Here is a 14,648-nt window from a genome sequence, read left to right as displayed (position 1 = left end):
GGGTTGCCCCCCTCAGTTGGCGGTTGCGGGAACGAGCGGACGATCGGCCGCCGGATCGTAAGTGGCGTCGCGCAGCGGCGCTTCCTCGCGCAAGTGGCCCAGGATCGTGCGCCAGATGTTGATGGTCATGACCACCGCGCCGGCCAGGTACAGCAGCCCGCCGAAGGCACGCAGCGCGTACATCGGATGGATCGCGGCCACGGTGTCGGCAAAGCTGTTCACCAGATAGCCGTCGGCCCCGTATTCGCGCCACATCAGCCCCTGGGTGATGCCCGCCACCCACATCGCGGCGATGTAGAAGACGATGCCCACGGTCGCGAGCCAGAAGTGCCAGTTCACCATGCGCAGCGAGTACAGCCTGGTCCGGCCCCACAGCCGCGGCGTCATGTAGTACAGGCAGGCGAACGTGATCATGCCGTTCCAGCCCAGCGCGCCCGAATGGACGTGGCCGATGGTCCAGTCGGTGTAGTGCGACAGCGCGTTGACGCTCTTCACGCTGAGCATCGGCCCTTCGAACGTGCTCATCCCGTAGAACGCCAGCGCCAGCACCATCATGCGGATGATCGGATCGGTGCGGACCTTGTCCCATGCGCCGTTGAGCGTCATCAGTCCGTTGATCATGCCGCCCCAGCTGGGCATCCACAGCATGATCGAGAACACCATGCCCAGCGTCTGCGCCCAGTCGGGCAGCGCGGTGTAGTGCAGGTGGTGCGGGCCCGCCCAGATATACAGGAAGATCAGCGCCCAGAAGTGGATGATCGACAGTCGGTAGCTGTAGATCGGGCGCTCGGCCTGCTTGGGCACGAAGTAGTACATCATCGCCAGGAAGCCGGCGGTCAGGAAGAAGCCGACCGCGTTGTGGCCGTACCACCACTGCACCAGCGCGCCCTGCACCCCGCCGAAGATCGGATAGCTGCGCGATCCGACCCAGCTCACCGGAATGTTGATGTTGTTCACCAGGTGCAGCATCGCCACGGTCAGGATGAACGACAGGTAGAACCAGTTGGCGACGTAGATGTGCGGTTCGGACCGGCGCACCAGCGTGCCGACGAACACCGCGAGGTACGACACCCACACGATCGTCAGCCAGATGTCGACGTACCATTCGGGCTCGGCGTATTCCTTGCCCTGGGTGATGCCCAACAGGTAGCCGGTCGCGGCCAGCACGATGAACAGCTGATAGCCCCAGAACACGAAACGGGCGAGGCCGGGGAAGGCCAGCCTCGCCCGGCAAGTACGCTGAACCACATAGAACGACGTGGCGATCAGCGCGTTGCCTCCGAAGGCGAAGATCACGGCAGAGGTGTGCAGCGGCCGCAGCCGCCCGAAGCCGATATATTCGATGCCGAAGTTGAGCGCGGGCCAGGTCAGCTCCAGCGCGATGTAAAGGCCCGCCAGCAGGCCGGCCATGCCCCAGAACACCGTGGCGATCACGCCCCAGCGGATCACCTCGTCGTCATAGCGCCCCGGATCGGCGGGCGACCGGATGATGCCTTTGGCGATGGCTTCGCCGTCGACCTTGTACAGCATGAAGCCCAGCCCGATCGCGGCGGCGATCGCCACGATGACCATGTGCACGCCAAAGCCGAAATCGACCGAAACCGCGCTCGCCATAATCGCGAGCACGAGCACCACAAGCCACAGGCCTGCGCGCGAGAGTACCGATTCCATGGAGCCTTCCCTTCCATGAGTAATGTCGGGGCAAGGCGTGGGCCGCATTCGCAGTTGCAACATTGATCCGTGTCAAAATTACCGGACCTGGCAATAAAATTCTGAAATTACGTAATTTTGCGCTTGGTCAAGGAAAGCACATCAAGGCGATCCCAGTAAGCAGACCGCGCCGTGACAACGACGGTTCCGCGAGGGGCGGGACCATCACGGCAAGGGATATGAGTCATGACGAAGTTTGCTCGCAAAGCCCTCCGCGCCGCGCTGTGCACCGGATTCGGCGCCGCGCTGTTGACCGCCGCGCCCGCGCTGGCCGCCGGCAATCCGGCGGGCAAGATCCAGGTCAAGCTGCTCGGCACCGCCGTGCTGCCCGACGGCAAGATCACGCGCATCGAGAAGGACCTGATCGGCCTGCCCGCCGGCACGCAGACCGAGGCGAACGACAACTACGTGCCGACGATCGCGATCGAGTACTTCCTCACGCCGCAGATTTCGGCCGAGACAATCTGCTGCGTCACCCGCCACAAGGTGACCGGCACCGGCGCGCTGGCCGGCGCGGGGCTGGTGTCCAACGCCAACATCATTCCCGCCACGCTCACGCTGAAGTACCACTTCACCGGCCTGCCGGGGTTCAAGCCCTATATCGGAGCGGGGCCGAGCTACTTCATCTTCGTCAGCGAAAAGCCCGGCGCCACCGCCGCGGCGCTTGGCGCCACGCGCCAGCGGATGAACGATCACTTCGGCTTCGCGCTGCAGGCGGGCGCCGACGTGCCGCTGGGCCAGAGCGGGTTCGGGCTGACGCTCGACGCCAAGCGCTATTTCCTGCGCACCTCCGCCCACTGGTTCGCGGGCACCACCGAAGTGCTGGTCACCCGCCACAAGATCGACCCATGGGTGCTCAGCGCGGGCGTGGCGTACCGCTTCTGAACCCAGAATAGCTGTGTCGTCCCGGACTTGATCCGGGACCGCGGGCCGGAAAGCGCTTGTCCGCCAGCGGTCCCGGGTCGAGCCCGGGACGACGAATCCTACCCCGCCTGCGCGGTCAGCGCGCGCCGGTCGAGGATTTCGACATCGCGACGCGAGGGCAGGTCGATCACGCGGTCGGCCTTCAACCGGCTGAACTGGCGGCTGACCGTCTCGATCGTCAGCCCCAGCACATCGGCCACCTGCTGGCGCGAGAACGGCAGGGCAAAGCGCGTCGCCGGGCCCGCCGCCGCCTGGCACCCGCGATTGTCGTCCAGCCGGTCGGCCATTTCGAGCAGGAACGTCGCGACTTTTTCCGCCGCGTTCTTGCGCCCCAGCAGCATCATCCAGCTGCGCGTGCGATCGAGTTCGGCCAGCGTGCGTTCCAGCAGCTTGTGCTCCAGCGCGGGATGTTCCCCGGCAAACCGGTCGAAATCGCGCCGCGCGAACACGCAGACTTTCGCTTCGGTCAGCGCGACGACGCTGGCCTTGGTCGTCTGCCCGAACGGGCGGCCGATGAAATCGGATGGATAGGCCACGCCGACGATCTGCTCGCGCCCGTCCTCGGTGCTGGTGACCAGCTTGAGCACGCCGTCGATCACGTTGGCGACCAGCAGCGAATCGTCGTCTTCCCAGATCAGCGGTTCGCCGGCGGCAATCGTGCGGCGGCGGCCGATGGCGTTGAGCGTGACCAGTTCGGCATTGTCGAGCCCGGCGCAAATGGCGCGGTTACGCACGACACAGGTATCGCAGGAGCTCATGGCGTTGCCGTAGCACGTTGGACCACGCTGCGCCAATCGGGCTTTGGCCTATCCCGCGTGCGACCGGGAAAGAGAGGCGACCAGCCGAAGCCGGTCGCCGCGAGTTGGGGAGAAAGACGCAATCGCGCGGCGGGCTGCCAGGCAACTGCGTCGCCATGGGTCTTGCAACCCCGCGCGCCATCCCGCGTTGATCCCGGTCAAATCAGCACATTTTCAGTCGATCAGGCCGGCAGACGTGGCGTCGGCTCAATCGGTCAGGCAGGCCAGATCGTGATAGGCGCCGCGATAGAACACCAGCGGCGTGCCCGCCTCGCGCTTGTCCAGCGCTTCGACATGCCCGACCACCAGCCAGTGATCGCCGATCTCGACCACGCGCTCGATCGCGCAGTCGATCCACGCGATCGCCTCATCCAGCCGTGGCTGACCCGACGGCGTGTGGCCGTGCGCGAGTTCGGCAAACTTGTCGTCGGACTTGGCGGCGAACCGCTTGCACAGCTCGAGCTGGTCCGATCCCAGCACGTTGACGCAAAACCGCCCGGTGCGCTCGATCGCCGGCCAGCTGGACGAGCGCTTGTCGGGGAAGAACCCCACCAGCGGCGGATCGAGCGAGATCGAGCTGAACGAGCCGACCACCAGCCCGTGGCGGCCGCCGGCATCGTCGCTGGCGGTGATGACGCAGACCCCGGTCGGAAAGCTGCCGAGCACGGTGCGGAACTGGTTGGGTTCGATCATGGCCGGTGCCTTGTCATCGGGCGGGTGCCTGTCAACCTGCCTTTGGAGGGGAGCGGGCTTGGCGCGGGAAAAATCAGGCGGCCAGTTCGCGCGTCAGCCGCAGCACATCGTCCGCCAGCTCGGGCCGGCAGATCAGCAGGTCGGGCAAATACACGTCCTCGCAGTTGTAGCACAACGCGCTGCCGTCGATGCGGCTGACGTGCAGGCCGGCGGCTTGCGCCACCGCGACCGGCGCGCAGTTGTCCCATTCGTACTGACCGCCGGAATGCAGGTAGATCTCGGCCTGGCCCAGCACGACCGCCATCGCCTTGGCCCCGGCGGAGCCCATCGGCACCAGTTCGGCGCCCAGTGCTTCGGCCACGGCGACCGCTTCGGCGGCGGGGCGCGTGCGGCTGACCAGCATGCGCAGCGGGCTGGCGGCGGGCGACAGGCCCACCGGTGCGGCGCTGTCCAGCGTCACGCCCTGCCCCGGCAGCGCCACCGCGCCGACCGCGGCCTTGCCGTCGATCGCCAGCGCGACATGCACCGCCCAGTCGCCCCGGCCCTCGCCATATTCGCGCGTGCCGTCGAGCGGATCGATGATCCACACCCGGCGTTTGGCCAGGCGCGCGGGTGTGTCCTTGGTCTCTTCCGAGAGCACGCCGTCATCGGGCCGCTGCAGCGCGATCTGGTCCATCAGCCAGGCATTGGCGCGGGCATCGCCCGCCTTGCCCAGTTCCTTGCCTTCAAGGCCGCCCTCGGCGCGCAAGTCCATCAGGATGCGCCCGGCGCCATCGGCCAGTTCGCGGGCCAGCGTTGCGTCGTCGGTCATGTCGGGGCGTGCTCCAGTTCGTCGTCGGCGGCAGCCGCCATTTCGGGTGGCAGGGTTTCGGGCTTGAAGCCCCAGTGGACCAGGCTCCACGCCCGCTCATGGAAGTAATACAGCGCGATCTTGGTGATGACCTCGGTTCCCGCGATCGACGCCGCGATCTTGGCATTGCCCGAGAAGATGAAGCTCAGCACGAACGTGTCGATACTGCCCAGCGCCCGCCAGCTTGCGGCTTTGACGATGGAGCGCGAGTGTGTCTCGTGGCCCCTGAATAGAAACATCGCATTCCCCCTGAAAAGTCGCTCGCGGCACCCGTCGTCCGAAACCGGACGGCGGGTCCTACCAGCCCAGCAACCTTTCGACTATCATGTCCGCCGCCTGCTCCGGCGTCATCTTTGTGGTATCGATGCGCACTTCGGGCGCATACGGTGCCTCATACGGGCTATCGATGCCGGTGAAGTTCTTGAGCGCGCCGGCGCGGGCCTTCTTGTACAGGCCCTTGACGTCGCGCGCCTCGGCTTCGGCCAGCGGGGTGTCGATGAACACCTCGAGGAACTCGCCGTCGGGCATCATGGCGCGCACCATTTCGCGTTCGGCGCGGAACGGGCTGATGAACGCGGTGATCACGATCAGCCCGGCGTCGATCATCAGCCGCGCGACTTCGCCCACGCGGCGGATGTTCTCGATGCGGTCGGTCTCGGTAAACCCGAGGTCCTTGTTCAGCCCGTGGCGCACGTTGTCGCCATCCAGCAGGAACGTGTGCCGGTTCATCCGGTGCAGCTTCTTTTCGACCAGATTGGCGATGGTCGACTTGCCCGATCCCGACAGCCCGGTGAACCACAGCACCGCCGGCTGCTGGTTCTTCATCCCCGCGTGCGCTTCACGCGTGATGTCGAGCGCCTGCCAGTGGACGTTCTGCGCGCGGCGCAGGCTGAAGTGGATCATCCCTGCCGCCACGGTGGCGTTGGTGATCTTGTCGATCAGGATGAACCCGCCCAGCGTGCGGTTGGCCTCATAACTTTCGAACACCACCGGCTTGTCGGTGGAAACCTCGGCCACGCCGATCGCGTTGAGCTCGAGCGTCTTGGCCGCCAGATGCTCCATGGTGTTGACGTTGACGACGTACTTGGGCGCCTGCACCGTGGCCGAAACCAGCTGCGTGCCGAGCTTCAGCCAATAGGCGCGGCCCGGGATCAGCGCTTCGTCGGCCATCCACACCACGCTCGCCTCGAACTGGTCGGCGGCCTGCGGCGGGGCATCGGCCATGGCGATCACGTCGCCGCGCGAACAGTCGATCTCGTCGGCAAAGCACAGCGTGACCGACTGGCCGGCGACGGCCTGCGGCAGATCGCCGTCGGTTGCGTCCTTGCCCGGCATCGTCACGATGCGGCTGATCGTGCTGGTCTTGCCCGACGGCAGCACGCGCACGGCATCGCCCGGCTTGACGCTGCCGCTGGCGATCAGCCCGGAAAAGCCCCGGAAATCGAGGTTGGGCCGGTTGACCCACTGCACCGGCATGCGGAACGGCTTGGCCTGATCGGCGGTGGCGTTGACCTCGACCGTTTCCAGGTGCGCGATCAGGCTTATTCCAGCGTATTTGGGCCCGGTGTACCACGGCGTGTTCTCGGAAGGCGCGGTGATGTTGTCGCCCTTGAAGCCCGAGATCGGCATCGCGGTGAACGCGGCGATGCCGATGCTGTCGGCAAACGCGCGGTATTCGGCCACGATCTCGTCGAAACGGGCCTGCGAATATTCGACCAGGTCCATCTTGTTCACCGCCAGCACGATGTGGCGGATGCCGATCAGGTGCGCGAGGAACGAATGGCGGCGCGTCTGGGTGAGCACGCCCTTGCGCGCGTCGATCAGGATCACCGCGAGATCGGCGGTGGAGGCACCAGTGACCATGTTGCGCGTGTACTGCTCATGCCCCGGGGTATCGGCGACGATGAACTTGCGCTTTTCGGTGCTGAAGAAGCGGTAGGCGACATCGATGGTGATGCCCTGCTCGCGCTCTGCCGCCAGCCCATCGACCAGCAGCGCGAAGTCGATCTCCTGCCCTTGCGTGCCGACGCGCTTGCTGTCGGCCTCGAGCGCGGCGAGCTGGTCCTCGAAGATCATCTTGCTGTCATACAGCAGCCGCCCGATCAGCGTGGACTTGCCATCGTCGACCGAACCGCAGGTGATGAACCGCAGCATCGTCTTGTGCTGGTGCACGTCGAGATAGGCGTCGATGTCCTCGGCGATGAGCGCTTCGGTCTGGTACACGGAATCCGTGGTGGTCGGGGCCTCGGTCATCAGAAATACCCCTCCTGCTTCTTTTTCTCCATGCCGGCACCGCCCGCATCCTTGTCGATCGCGCGGCCCTGCCGTTCGGACGTGGTCGTCAGCAGCATTTCCTGGATCACCTGCGGCAGCGTCGCCGCCTCGCTCTCCACCGCGCCGGTCAGCGGGTAGCAGCCCAGCGTGCGGAAGCGGATCGAGCGTTCGACCGGCACTTCGCCGGGTTCGAGCGGAAAGCGGTCGTCGTCGACCATCAGCAACATGCCGTCGCGCTCCACCGTGGGGCGCTTGGCCGCGAAATACAGCGGCACGATCGGGATGTCGTTGAGGTGGATGTACTGCCACACGTCAAGCTCGGTCCAGTTCGAGATCGGGAACACCCGGATGCTCTCGCCCTTGGATTTCTTGGCGTTATACAGGTTCCACAGCTCGGGGCGCTGGTTCTTGGGGTCCCAGCCATGCGAAGCGGTGCGGAACGAGAAGATGCGCTCTTTCGCGCGGCTTTTTTCCTCATCGCGCCGCGCGCCGCCGAACGCCGCGTCGAAGCCGTATTTGTCGAGCGCCTGCTTCAACCCTTCGGTCTTCCACATGTCGGTGTGCAGCGCGCCGTGGTCGAACGGGTTGATCCCGCGATCCATCGCCTCCTGGTTGTGATAGACCAGCAGGTCCATGCCGCTTTCTTCCGCCATGCGGTCGCGCAGCTTGTACATCTCCTGAAACTTCCACGTCGTGTCGACGTGCAGCAGCGGGAACGGCGGAGGCGAAGGATAGAACGCCTTGCGCGCCAGATGCAGCATCACCGCGCTGTCCTTGCCCACCGAATACAGCATCACCGGCTTTTCAGCCTCAGCCACCACTTCGCGCAGGATGTGGATGCTTTCGGCTTCGAGCCGCTGGAGATGCGTCAGGGTGTTGCCCGACGAGACCTCGTTCATGTGATGCCTTTCCCATGGTGCGGTGGACCGCTTGCCATATGCGATGTGCCCCCCGGCGCTTGACCTCGATACTCCCATATGGGAGCAAGCGGTATGAGTCTTTCTTGGGGCGATGAAAGGGAATTGCTGCTGCCGCTGTGGCAGGAGCTGGACCAGCGCCCGCTGTGGCCCACGTTCCTGCGCCGGTTGCTGGCGCGCACGCGGTCGAGCCACGCCATCGTGCAACTGGCTCGCGCCGACGAGCCCCACGCCATCGTCGCCACGCGCTTTGCCGGCGCCGATCTGGAGCGCCGCTTTGCCGCATCGGCCGCCGCGATCGGACAGACCGACCCGCTGCCGTATGCCGCTATGCGCCCGGGCCGCGTCTATGCGCCCGAGGAACTGCTCGATTTCGACAATCCCGCCCATCGCGCGTTCCAGCAGGACTACATCGATCGCCTCGGCATGACCGAGGGCCGCCTGATGCGGGTCGAATCGGCGCCGGGCCTCAGCGGCTGGCTGACCATCGCGCGCGAACGCGGCACGTTTGGCGCAGCAGACAGCGCGCTGCTGTCCGCGCTCGCCCCGCATCTGGCGCTGGCGCTGGCCACCTTGCGCCGGTTCGAGGATGCACGGCTGGTCGCTGCCGACGCCGCGCGCCCGCTTGCCCGGCTCGGCATCGGCGTGCTGGCGTTCGACGGCGGGGCTCGCGTGGTGCGCTGCGACGATCGCGCCGCCGCGCTGCTGTCAGGACACGGCATCGCGCTGTCCGCCACTCCGGGTGGTCGGCGCCTGCCCCTCGCCACCGAAGCGGACCGCGTGCTGGCGCGCGGCTGCGCTGCGTTCGCGCTCGATGCCAGCGAGCCGCCGCGCCTCATCGCACTGGGCACCGACGAACCGCTCGACCTGCTGCTGCAACCCGCGCTGCCGGATGGCGAAGCGACCTTGCTCGCCCCTCGCGCCATTGCGATCGGCACGCTGCGCGCCGCACCCGGCTCGGCAGGACAAGCCGCGCGCGAGCAGGCGGTGCTGGCCGCGACGTGGCACCTCTCGGCCAAGGAAGCGGGGCTGGCCCACGCACTGGCCAGCGGGCGCGGCATCGTCGAGGCCGGCACCGCGCTGGGCCTCACGCCCGAGACCGCGCGCAACTATTCCAAGCGCCTTTACGCCAAGACCGGCGCGCGCGGTCAGGCCGATCTGGTGCGGATCGTCCTGACCGGGCTGGTGCCGCTGGCGTAGTGTTTGAAGTCTGTCTCAGCGAGGCTGAAACAGGGCGGTGCCGCTTCCACGATAGCGGAAAGGACTCTTACAGCCCGATCTTCAGTGTCACCAGCACCTGGCGGGGCGAGCCGGCCAGCAGCGTCTGGTTGTCGCCGCTGTTGCCGAAGCCGTTCGACCCGATCGTGGAGATATAGGCCTTGTCGAACAGGTTGCTGGCGTTGAGCTGGATTTCCGCCGTGCGCAACCCGGCCAGGGTGAAGCGATAGCCCAGCGTCGCATCGACCAGCGCGCGGCCGGGGACCGACTGGTCGTTGAGGTAGGTGAAGTACCGCTTGCTCATGTAGTTCACGCCGACCCGGCCGAACAGCGTGCTGCTGTCATAGACCAGTTCGGCCTTCGCGAGATGTTCGGGCGCGTCGACCGCGCGCTTGCCCGCGGTTGCCGCCAGCACGGTGCCGACCGCGTTGACCACGTCGTTGCGATACGTCGCGTCGTTGTAACTGTAGGTCACCAGCCCACTCAGTCCGTTGCCGAACTTGTAGGCCAGCGCCGCCTCGACGCCCGCCGAGCGCACGCCGCCCACGTTCTGCAGCACCGCCGGGTTGCCGATGATCCCGGCGCCGGTGGTGATGCCCAACAGGCGGTTGTGGAAGTTGACGAGGTAGCCGCCGATCGAGGCGTTGAAATCGCCGCTGCGCACGCGCGCGCCGACTTCGTAGGTGTCCGACGATTCAGGCTTCAGCGTGCCCTTGATCGCATCGAACCCGGCCTGCGTGGTCGAGAACGGCCCGGCGGTGAACGCCGAGACATACGCCTCGGTCGATTGCGAGAAGCTGGCATAGGCCTCGACCATGTCGCTCAGCTTGTAGTTCACGCCCACGCTGGGCTGGAACCAGTCGGTCGCCTTGATCGATCCGGCGGCGCGGCCGGCCTGGATCACCGGGGTGGCGGTGTTTTTCACGGTGAAGCCCTTCCAGCCCAGGTCGATCGTGGCGGCACCCAGCGCGATCTTGTCCTGCACGTAATACTGGACGATGTCGGTGGTGTAATCGAACTCCCACTGGGTGAAGAACGGGTTGGCCTGGAACTGCAGCGCCGAGCGGGTCGGCACGGTGCGGCTGTCGAGCGCGTAGAACCGCCGCGCCTGGTGGAAATCGTTGCGTTCGTACCAGCCGCCGACGGTCAGGTTGCTCCAGCCCAGGTCCGCCGTCACGTCGCCGAACGCGCCCTTGCGCTTGATGTCGTATTCGGTCGTGCGGACCGAGATCGGCACGCCGCTTGGCGAAGGGACGTACGGGGTGAACCACGTGCCCTGCCCGTGGTTGTTGTGATAATATCCGGTCAGCGACACCGCCACCTTGTCGCCCAGCGGCGCGGTGACGTTGAGCGAGCCGAGGTAGTCGCGGCGCAGGCCCGAGGCATCGAAGTACGAATCGTCGACCGTACCGGCGGCGCCATACGGCGCCGGGTAGACCTTGCCCGCTGCGGGGTTGAGCGCGGGCGCGCCGCTTTCGCCGCGATTGGCCGCGATGTCGGCCAGCAGCACCGCCAGCGGGAAGTTGCCCGCGATGTTGTCGAGGTTCAGCCCCAGCCGCTTGATCTGGTCGAGGCTGAGATCCTGGTAATCCTGCTCGCGCCGGTCGGAAAAGTCAAAGAAGCCGGTGATCTTGGCCGATCCGGCATCGATCACGCCCTTGGCGTTGACCTGGTGCTGGTACTGCTTGCCCACGCCCTTCCACTTGTCGGTGCTGAGGTAGCCGTACGACAGCCAGGCGCGCGCGGTGTCGCCGCCGGTGTCGATCCGGGCAAAGCCGCGGATGGTGTTGTGGTTGCCGTACGATCCGTTGGCGTCGATCGCGAACTCACGCGAGGGGTCGCGCGATCCGATCTCGATCGTGCCGCCAAGGTTGTTGGTCGCCTGCGTGCCGACCGAACCGGCGCCTTGCGTCAGCCGCGTCGTCGCGACGTTTTCGGGGCTGATCGCGCGGCTGGTGTGCAGGCCGTTGTTGTTGCCGTAGTTCTGGTTGCCGAGCGGAATGCCGTCGAGCGTGAAGCCCAGACGGCTCTGGTCGAACCCGCGCACGGTGATGCGTTCCGACCATTCATAGGCGCCGAACGGATCGGCCGACTGGAAGTTGACGCTGGGCAGCTTGTCGAGCGCCTTGAGCGCGGTCGTGCCGGGCGCAAGGATGGCGATGTCGGCCTGGCTGATTTCGGACACCTGCCGCGTCTCGCCCTTGCCGAACACGATGATCGCCGAGCCTTCGCCGGCATCGGCCGCGGCATCGGCTTCGGCGGCCGGGAGCACCGGGGCGTCGGCCCACGCGGGCACGGCCCACAGCGCGGTGCCGGCAAGAATCGAAGCGATGGTCGTGCGCATGAAGGAAGCCCCCTGTTATGGTCGAGGGCTTCCGATAGGTTCGTCACATGACGGTATCGCGCGATTTTGGTGGCACCGCAGTGACGGAACGATGGCAGTTTTGCGTCGATCCGTTGCAACCGGCAACTTGAAACGCAACGGCTGTGCCGTCACGCCGTCGGGTGTGCGATTACCGTCCCTTGCGCTTCTTGCGCGCGGCATAGCGCGCGTCGCGCAGCGCCTTTTTCTCTTCTTCGGAGAGCACCGGCGCCTTGATCGAGGCGGCTTCGATGCGCGCGGCTTCCTCTGCGGCGGCCTGTGCCTTGGCGGCTTCGCGCTCGGCCTTCTCGGCCTCGCGCGCGGCGATCTTTTCGGCGCGGGCGGCGGCCTGCGCGGCCTCGCGTGCGGCTTGTGCGGCGATCCGCTCGGCCACTTCGGCCTCGCTCGGCGGCGCCTTGGCCTTCAGCTTGTCGAGCGCGGCCTGCCTCGCCTTGGCGGCCAGCGCGGTACGTTCCTGAAAGCTGGGCGGTGTATATGACGGCATTAAGCTACTGGGCCCCCGGGCTAGGTGTTGAACGGGACTCAGCGCGCGGCGCGCCGAAACCCGGCCCGCCCATAAGCCAACCGGCGCCGAACGCAAAGCCATGCGTGCGCCAACCGGACATTACCGGCGCGGGCAGCGCGCGGGCAGTGCCGATGATCGGGCGATCCACCCACAGTGATCGATCAATTTATTCGGCCGGCGGGGAACGTGCGGAGCGTCCGTCCGTCTCGCACAGGACACTTTATCACTTGGAGAGATCCCGATGGCCCAGAAGCCCGACAGCCCCGGCGGCGACGCCTTTGCCTTCCAGCGCGGCCCCGGTGGCGAGACGCACCAGCAGGTTGCTGCCAAGGGCGATCACGCCAGCGAAACGTCGCACCTCACCACCAACCAGGGCCTGCGCATTGCCGACAACCAGAACAGCCTGAAGGCCGGCGCGCGCGGGCCCACGCTGCTCGAGGACTTCGTGCTGCGCGAGAAGATCTTCCATTTCGACCACGAGCGCATTCCCGAACGCATCGTCCACGCGCGCGGGTCTGCCGCGCACGGCGTGTTCGAATGCACCGATCCGATCCCCGAGCTGAGCAAGGCCTCGCTGTTTGCCACCAAAGGCAAGCAGACGCCGCTGTTCACGCGGTTTTCCACCGTCGCGGGCGGCGCGGGCAGCGTCGATACGCCGCGCGATGTGCGCGGGTTCGCGGTCAAGTTCTATACCGACGAAGGCAACTGGGATCTGGTCGGCAACAACATCCCGGTGTTCTTCATCCAGGACGCGATCAAGTTTCCCGACCTGATCCACAGCGTGAAGATGGAAGCCGATCGCGGCTATCCCCAGGCGGCCAGCGCGCACGACACGTTCTGGGATTTCATCGGCCTGATGCCCGAGGCGATGCACATGGTGATGTGGGCGATGAGCGACCGCGCCATCCCGCGCTCGCTGCGGATGATGGAAGGCTTCGGCATTCACACCTTCCGGCTGGTCGACGCCAAGGGCAACGGCACGTTCTGCAAGTTCATCTGGAAGCCGCACCTTGGCGTGCAGTCGACGGTGTGGGACGAAGCGGTCAAGATCGCCGGTGCCGACCCCGACTACCACCGCCGCGACCTGTACGAAGCGATCGAGGCCGGCGGTTTCCCCGCATGGGACCTGTACGTGCAGGTGTTCGACGAGGCGTTCGCCGCGTCGCTGCCCTATGACGTGCTCGATCCGACCAAGCTGATCCCCGAGGAAGTGCTGGCGCCGCGCAAGGTCGGCACGATGACGCTCAACCGCAACCCGGACAACTTCTTCGCCGAGACCGAGCAGGTCGCGTTCTGCCCGACCAACATCGTCCCCGGCATCGACTTTTCCAACGATCCGCTGCTGCAGGGACGACTGTTTTCCTACCTCGACACGCAGCTCAAGCGGCTGGGCTCGACCAACTTCCACCAGCTGCCGATCAACGCGCCCAAGTGCCCGATGCACAACTTCCAGCGCGACGGGCACATGCAGACCGCGGTGCCCAAGGGCCGCGCCAACTATGAGCCCAACAGCCTGGCCGACGCGGGCGAGGACGGCGGCCCGCGCGAATGCCCCGCCACCGGCTTCGCCTCGTTCCGCGCGAACGACGAGCGCAACGACGGCGGCATGAAAGTGCGCGAGCGCGGCGAACTGTTCGCCGATCACTACAGCCAGGCGCGATTGTTCTACCGCTCGCAGACCGAAAACGAGCAGGCGCATATCGCCAGTGCGCTGACCTTCGAGCTGAGCAAGGTGGTGATCGAGGCGATCCGCACGCGCGTGCTCTCACGCCTGCGCAACATCGACGAGGATCTGGCGACGCGCGTCGCCGCCGGCCTTGCCATGCCGCTGCCGGCCAAGGCCCCGGCGGCGCGCGAACCGCTCGACATGGACGAAAGCCCCGCGCTGTCGATCCAGAAGAACCACGCGCCCGACATGAACGGCCGCAAGATCGCGATCCTGTTCGATGAAGGTTCGGACAAGGCCGCGATCGACGCGATCAAGGCGGGCGTGGAAAAGGCCGGCGGCACCGCGTTCCTCGTCGCGCCCAAAGTCGGCGAATTGAAGCTCAAGGGCGGCGCGCTCAAAGCCGACGGGCAGCTGGCCGGATCACCCTCGGTGCTGTTCGACGCGGTCGCCGCGATCCTGATGCCCGACGCCGCCGCGAAACTGGCGATGGACGGCGCCGCGCTCGGCTGGTTCATGGATGCCTTCGGCCATTGCAAGACCATCGGCTACTGCCCGGCGACCAAGGCGAAAATCCTCGACAAGCTGGGGATCGAACCCGACGCCGGCGTGGTCCCCAACGGCGAATTCCTCGCCATCGCCCCGGCCCGCCACTGGGACCGGGAGCCAAACGTGCGCATGCTGGCGTGACTGGTGGGGGCTGGGATGGTG

General features: G+C 66.4%; 12 protein-coding genes. 3 read left to right on the top strand and 9 right to left on the bottom strand.

The window, feature by feature from the left end:
* Positions 1-12 precede the first annotated feature (12 nt).
* The gene (gene ccoN, locus NL2_RS04470; RefSeq protein ID WP_068072139.1) at positions 13-1,671 is read right to left on the bottom strand and encodes a cytochrome-c oxidase, cbb3-type subunit I; all 1,659 of its coding nucleotides are present in this window, start codon (positions 1,669-1,671) and stop codon (positions 13-15) included.
* Between the two features lie 225 nt (positions 1,672-1,896).
* Between ccoN and NL2_RS04465 the strand changes: the two genes are divergently transcribed.
* Positions 1,897-2,595, top strand: coding sequence for an OmpW/AlkL family protein (locus NL2_RS04465; protein WP_068072134.1), 699 nt, complete (start codon positions 1,897-1,899; stop codon positions 2,593-2,595).
* Positions 2,596-2,693: 98 nt separating this feature from the next.
* On the opposite strand, the gene NL2_RS04460 is transcribed toward NL2_RS04465, so the two are convergent.
* The 6 genes from NL2_RS04460 to cysD all read right to left on the bottom strand — a co-directional run bounded on the left by NL2_RS04460 (position 2,694) and on the right by cysD (position 8,147).
* Positions 2,694-3,392 (bottom strand): Crp/Fnr family transcriptional regulator, encoded by a 699-nt coding sequence (locus NL2_RS04460; RefSeq protein WP_068072131.1) that lies wholly within the window; start codon positions 3,390-3,392, stop codon positions 2,694-2,696.
* Positions 3,393-3,638: 246 nt separating this feature from the next.
* Positions 3,639-4,124, bottom strand: coding sequence for a flavin reductase family protein (locus NL2_RS04455; RefSeq protein ID WP_068072127.1), 486 nt, complete (start codon positions 4,122-4,124; stop codon positions 3,639-3,641).
* Positions 4,125-4,197: 73 nt separating this feature from the next.
* A complete protein-coding gene (locus tag NL2_RS04450; RefSeq protein WP_084355858.1) occupies positions 4,198-4,935 on the bottom strand; it encodes a 3'(2'),5'-bisphosphate nucleotidase CysQ in 738 nt (245 codons plus the stop codon).
* Positions 4,932-5,213, bottom strand: coding sequence for a DUF2061 domain-containing protein (locus NL2_RS04445; protein WP_068072124.1), 282 nt, complete (start codon positions 5,211-5,213; stop codon positions 4,932-4,934). The genes NL2_RS04450 and NL2_RS04445 overlap by 4 nt, the downstream gene beginning before the upstream one ends.
* A 58-nt stretch (positions 5,214-5,271) precedes the next feature.
* Positions 5,272-7,227, bottom strand: coding sequence for a sulfate adenylyltransferase subunit CysN (gene cysN, locus NL2_RS04440; RefSeq protein WP_068072118.1), 1,956 nt, complete (start codon positions 7,225-7,227; stop codon positions 5,272-5,274).
* A complete protein-coding gene (gene cysD, locus NL2_RS04435; RefSeq protein ID WP_068072115.1) occupies positions 7,227-8,147 on the bottom strand; it encodes a sulfate adenylyltransferase subunit CysD in 921 nt (306 codons plus the stop codon). The genes cysN and cysD overlap by 1 nt, the downstream gene beginning before the upstream one ends.
* Before the next feature lie 93 nt (positions 8,148-8,240).
* On the opposite strand from cysD, the gene NL2_RS04430 reads away from it, so the two are divergent.
* Positions 8,241-9,365 (top strand): LuxR family transcriptional regulator, encoded by a 1,125-nt coding sequence (locus tag NL2_RS04430; protein WP_157083025.1) that lies wholly within the window; start codon positions 8,241-8,243, stop codon positions 9,363-9,365.
* A 67-nt stretch (positions 9,366-9,432) separates the two neighbouring features.
* Here NL2_RS04430 and NL2_RS04425 read toward each other — a convergent pair whose 3' ends face one another.
* Positions 9,433-11,727 carry a TonB-dependent receptor gene (locus tag NL2_RS04425; RefSeq protein WP_068072106.1) on the bottom strand — a complete coding sequence of 765 codons (2,295 nt, stop codon included), beginning with the start codon at positions 11,725-11,727 and terminating at the stop codon, positions 9,433-9,435.
* 169 nt (positions 11,728-11,896) lie between these two features.
* Positions 11,897-12,250: a DUF6481 family protein gene (locus NL2_RS04420; protein ID WP_068072104.1), complete on the bottom strand. Its 354-nt coding sequence runs from the start codon at positions 12,248-12,250 to the stop codon at positions 11,897-11,899.
* Between the two features lie 262 nt (positions 12,251-12,512).
* Between NL2_RS04420 and NL2_RS04415 the strand changes: the two genes are divergently transcribed.
* Positions 12,513-14,627: a catalase gene (locus tag NL2_RS04415; RefSeq protein WP_068072102.1), complete on the top strand. Its 2,115-nt coding sequence runs from the start codon at positions 12,513-12,515 to the stop codon at positions 14,625-14,627.
* The last annotated feature ends 21 nt before the right edge of the window (positions 14,628-14,648 follow it).

This window comes from Novosphingobium lentum NBRC 107847, assembly GCF_001590965.1.
Classification (GTDB): Bacteria; Pseudomonadota; Alphaproteobacteria; order Sphingomonadales; family Sphingomonadaceae; genus Novosphingobium; species Novosphingobium lentum.
This window is presented reverse-complemented; position numbering and strand designations above follow the sequence as displayed.

Coding starts and splice junctions, on each gene's coding strand:
- NL2_RS04465 (WP_068072134.1), top strand. CDS start 1,897: ATGACGAAGTTTGCTCGCAAAGCCCTCCGCGCCGCGCTGTGCACCGGA.
- NL2_RS04415 (WP_068072102.1), top strand. CDS start 12,513: ATGGCCCAGAAGCCCGACAGCCCCGGCGGCGACGCCTTTGCCTTCCAG.
- NL2_RS04455 (WP_068072127.1), bottom strand. CDS start 4,124: ATGATCGAACCCAACCAGTTCCGCACCGTGCTCGGCAGCTTTCCGACC.
- NL2_RS04460 (WP_068072131.1), bottom strand. CDS start 3,392: ATGAGCTCCTGCGATACCTGTGTCGTGCGTAACCGCGCCATTTGCGCC.
- ccoN (WP_068072139.1), bottom strand. CDS start 1,671: ATGGAATCGGTACTCTCGCGCGCAGGCCTGTGGCTTGTGGTGCTCGTG.
- NL2_RS04425 (WP_068072106.1), bottom strand. CDS start 11,727: ATGCGCACGACCATCGCTTCGATTCTTGCCGGCACCGCGCTGTGGGCC.
- NL2_RS04420 (WP_068072104.1), bottom strand. CDS start 12,250: ATGCCGTCATATACACCGCCCAGCTTTCAGGAACGTACCGCGCTGGCC.
- NL2_RS04430 (WP_157083025.1), top strand. CDS start 8,241: ATGAGTCTTTCTTGGGGCGATGAAAGGGAATTGCTGCTGCCGCTGTGG.
- cysD (WP_068072115.1), bottom strand. CDS start 8,147: ATGAACGAGGTCTCGTCGGGCAACACCCTGACGCATCTCCAGCGGCTC.
- NL2_RS04445 (WP_068072124.1), bottom strand. CDS start 5,213: ATGTTTCTATTCAGGGGCCACGAGACACACTCGCGCTCCATCGTCAAA.
- cysN (WP_068072118.1), bottom strand. CDS start 7,227: ATGACCGAGGCCCCGACCACCACGGATTCCGTGTACCAGACCGAAGCG.
- NL2_RS04450 (WP_084355858.1), bottom strand. CDS start 4,935: ATGACCGACGACGCAACGCTGGCCCGCGAACTGGCCGATGGCGCCGGG.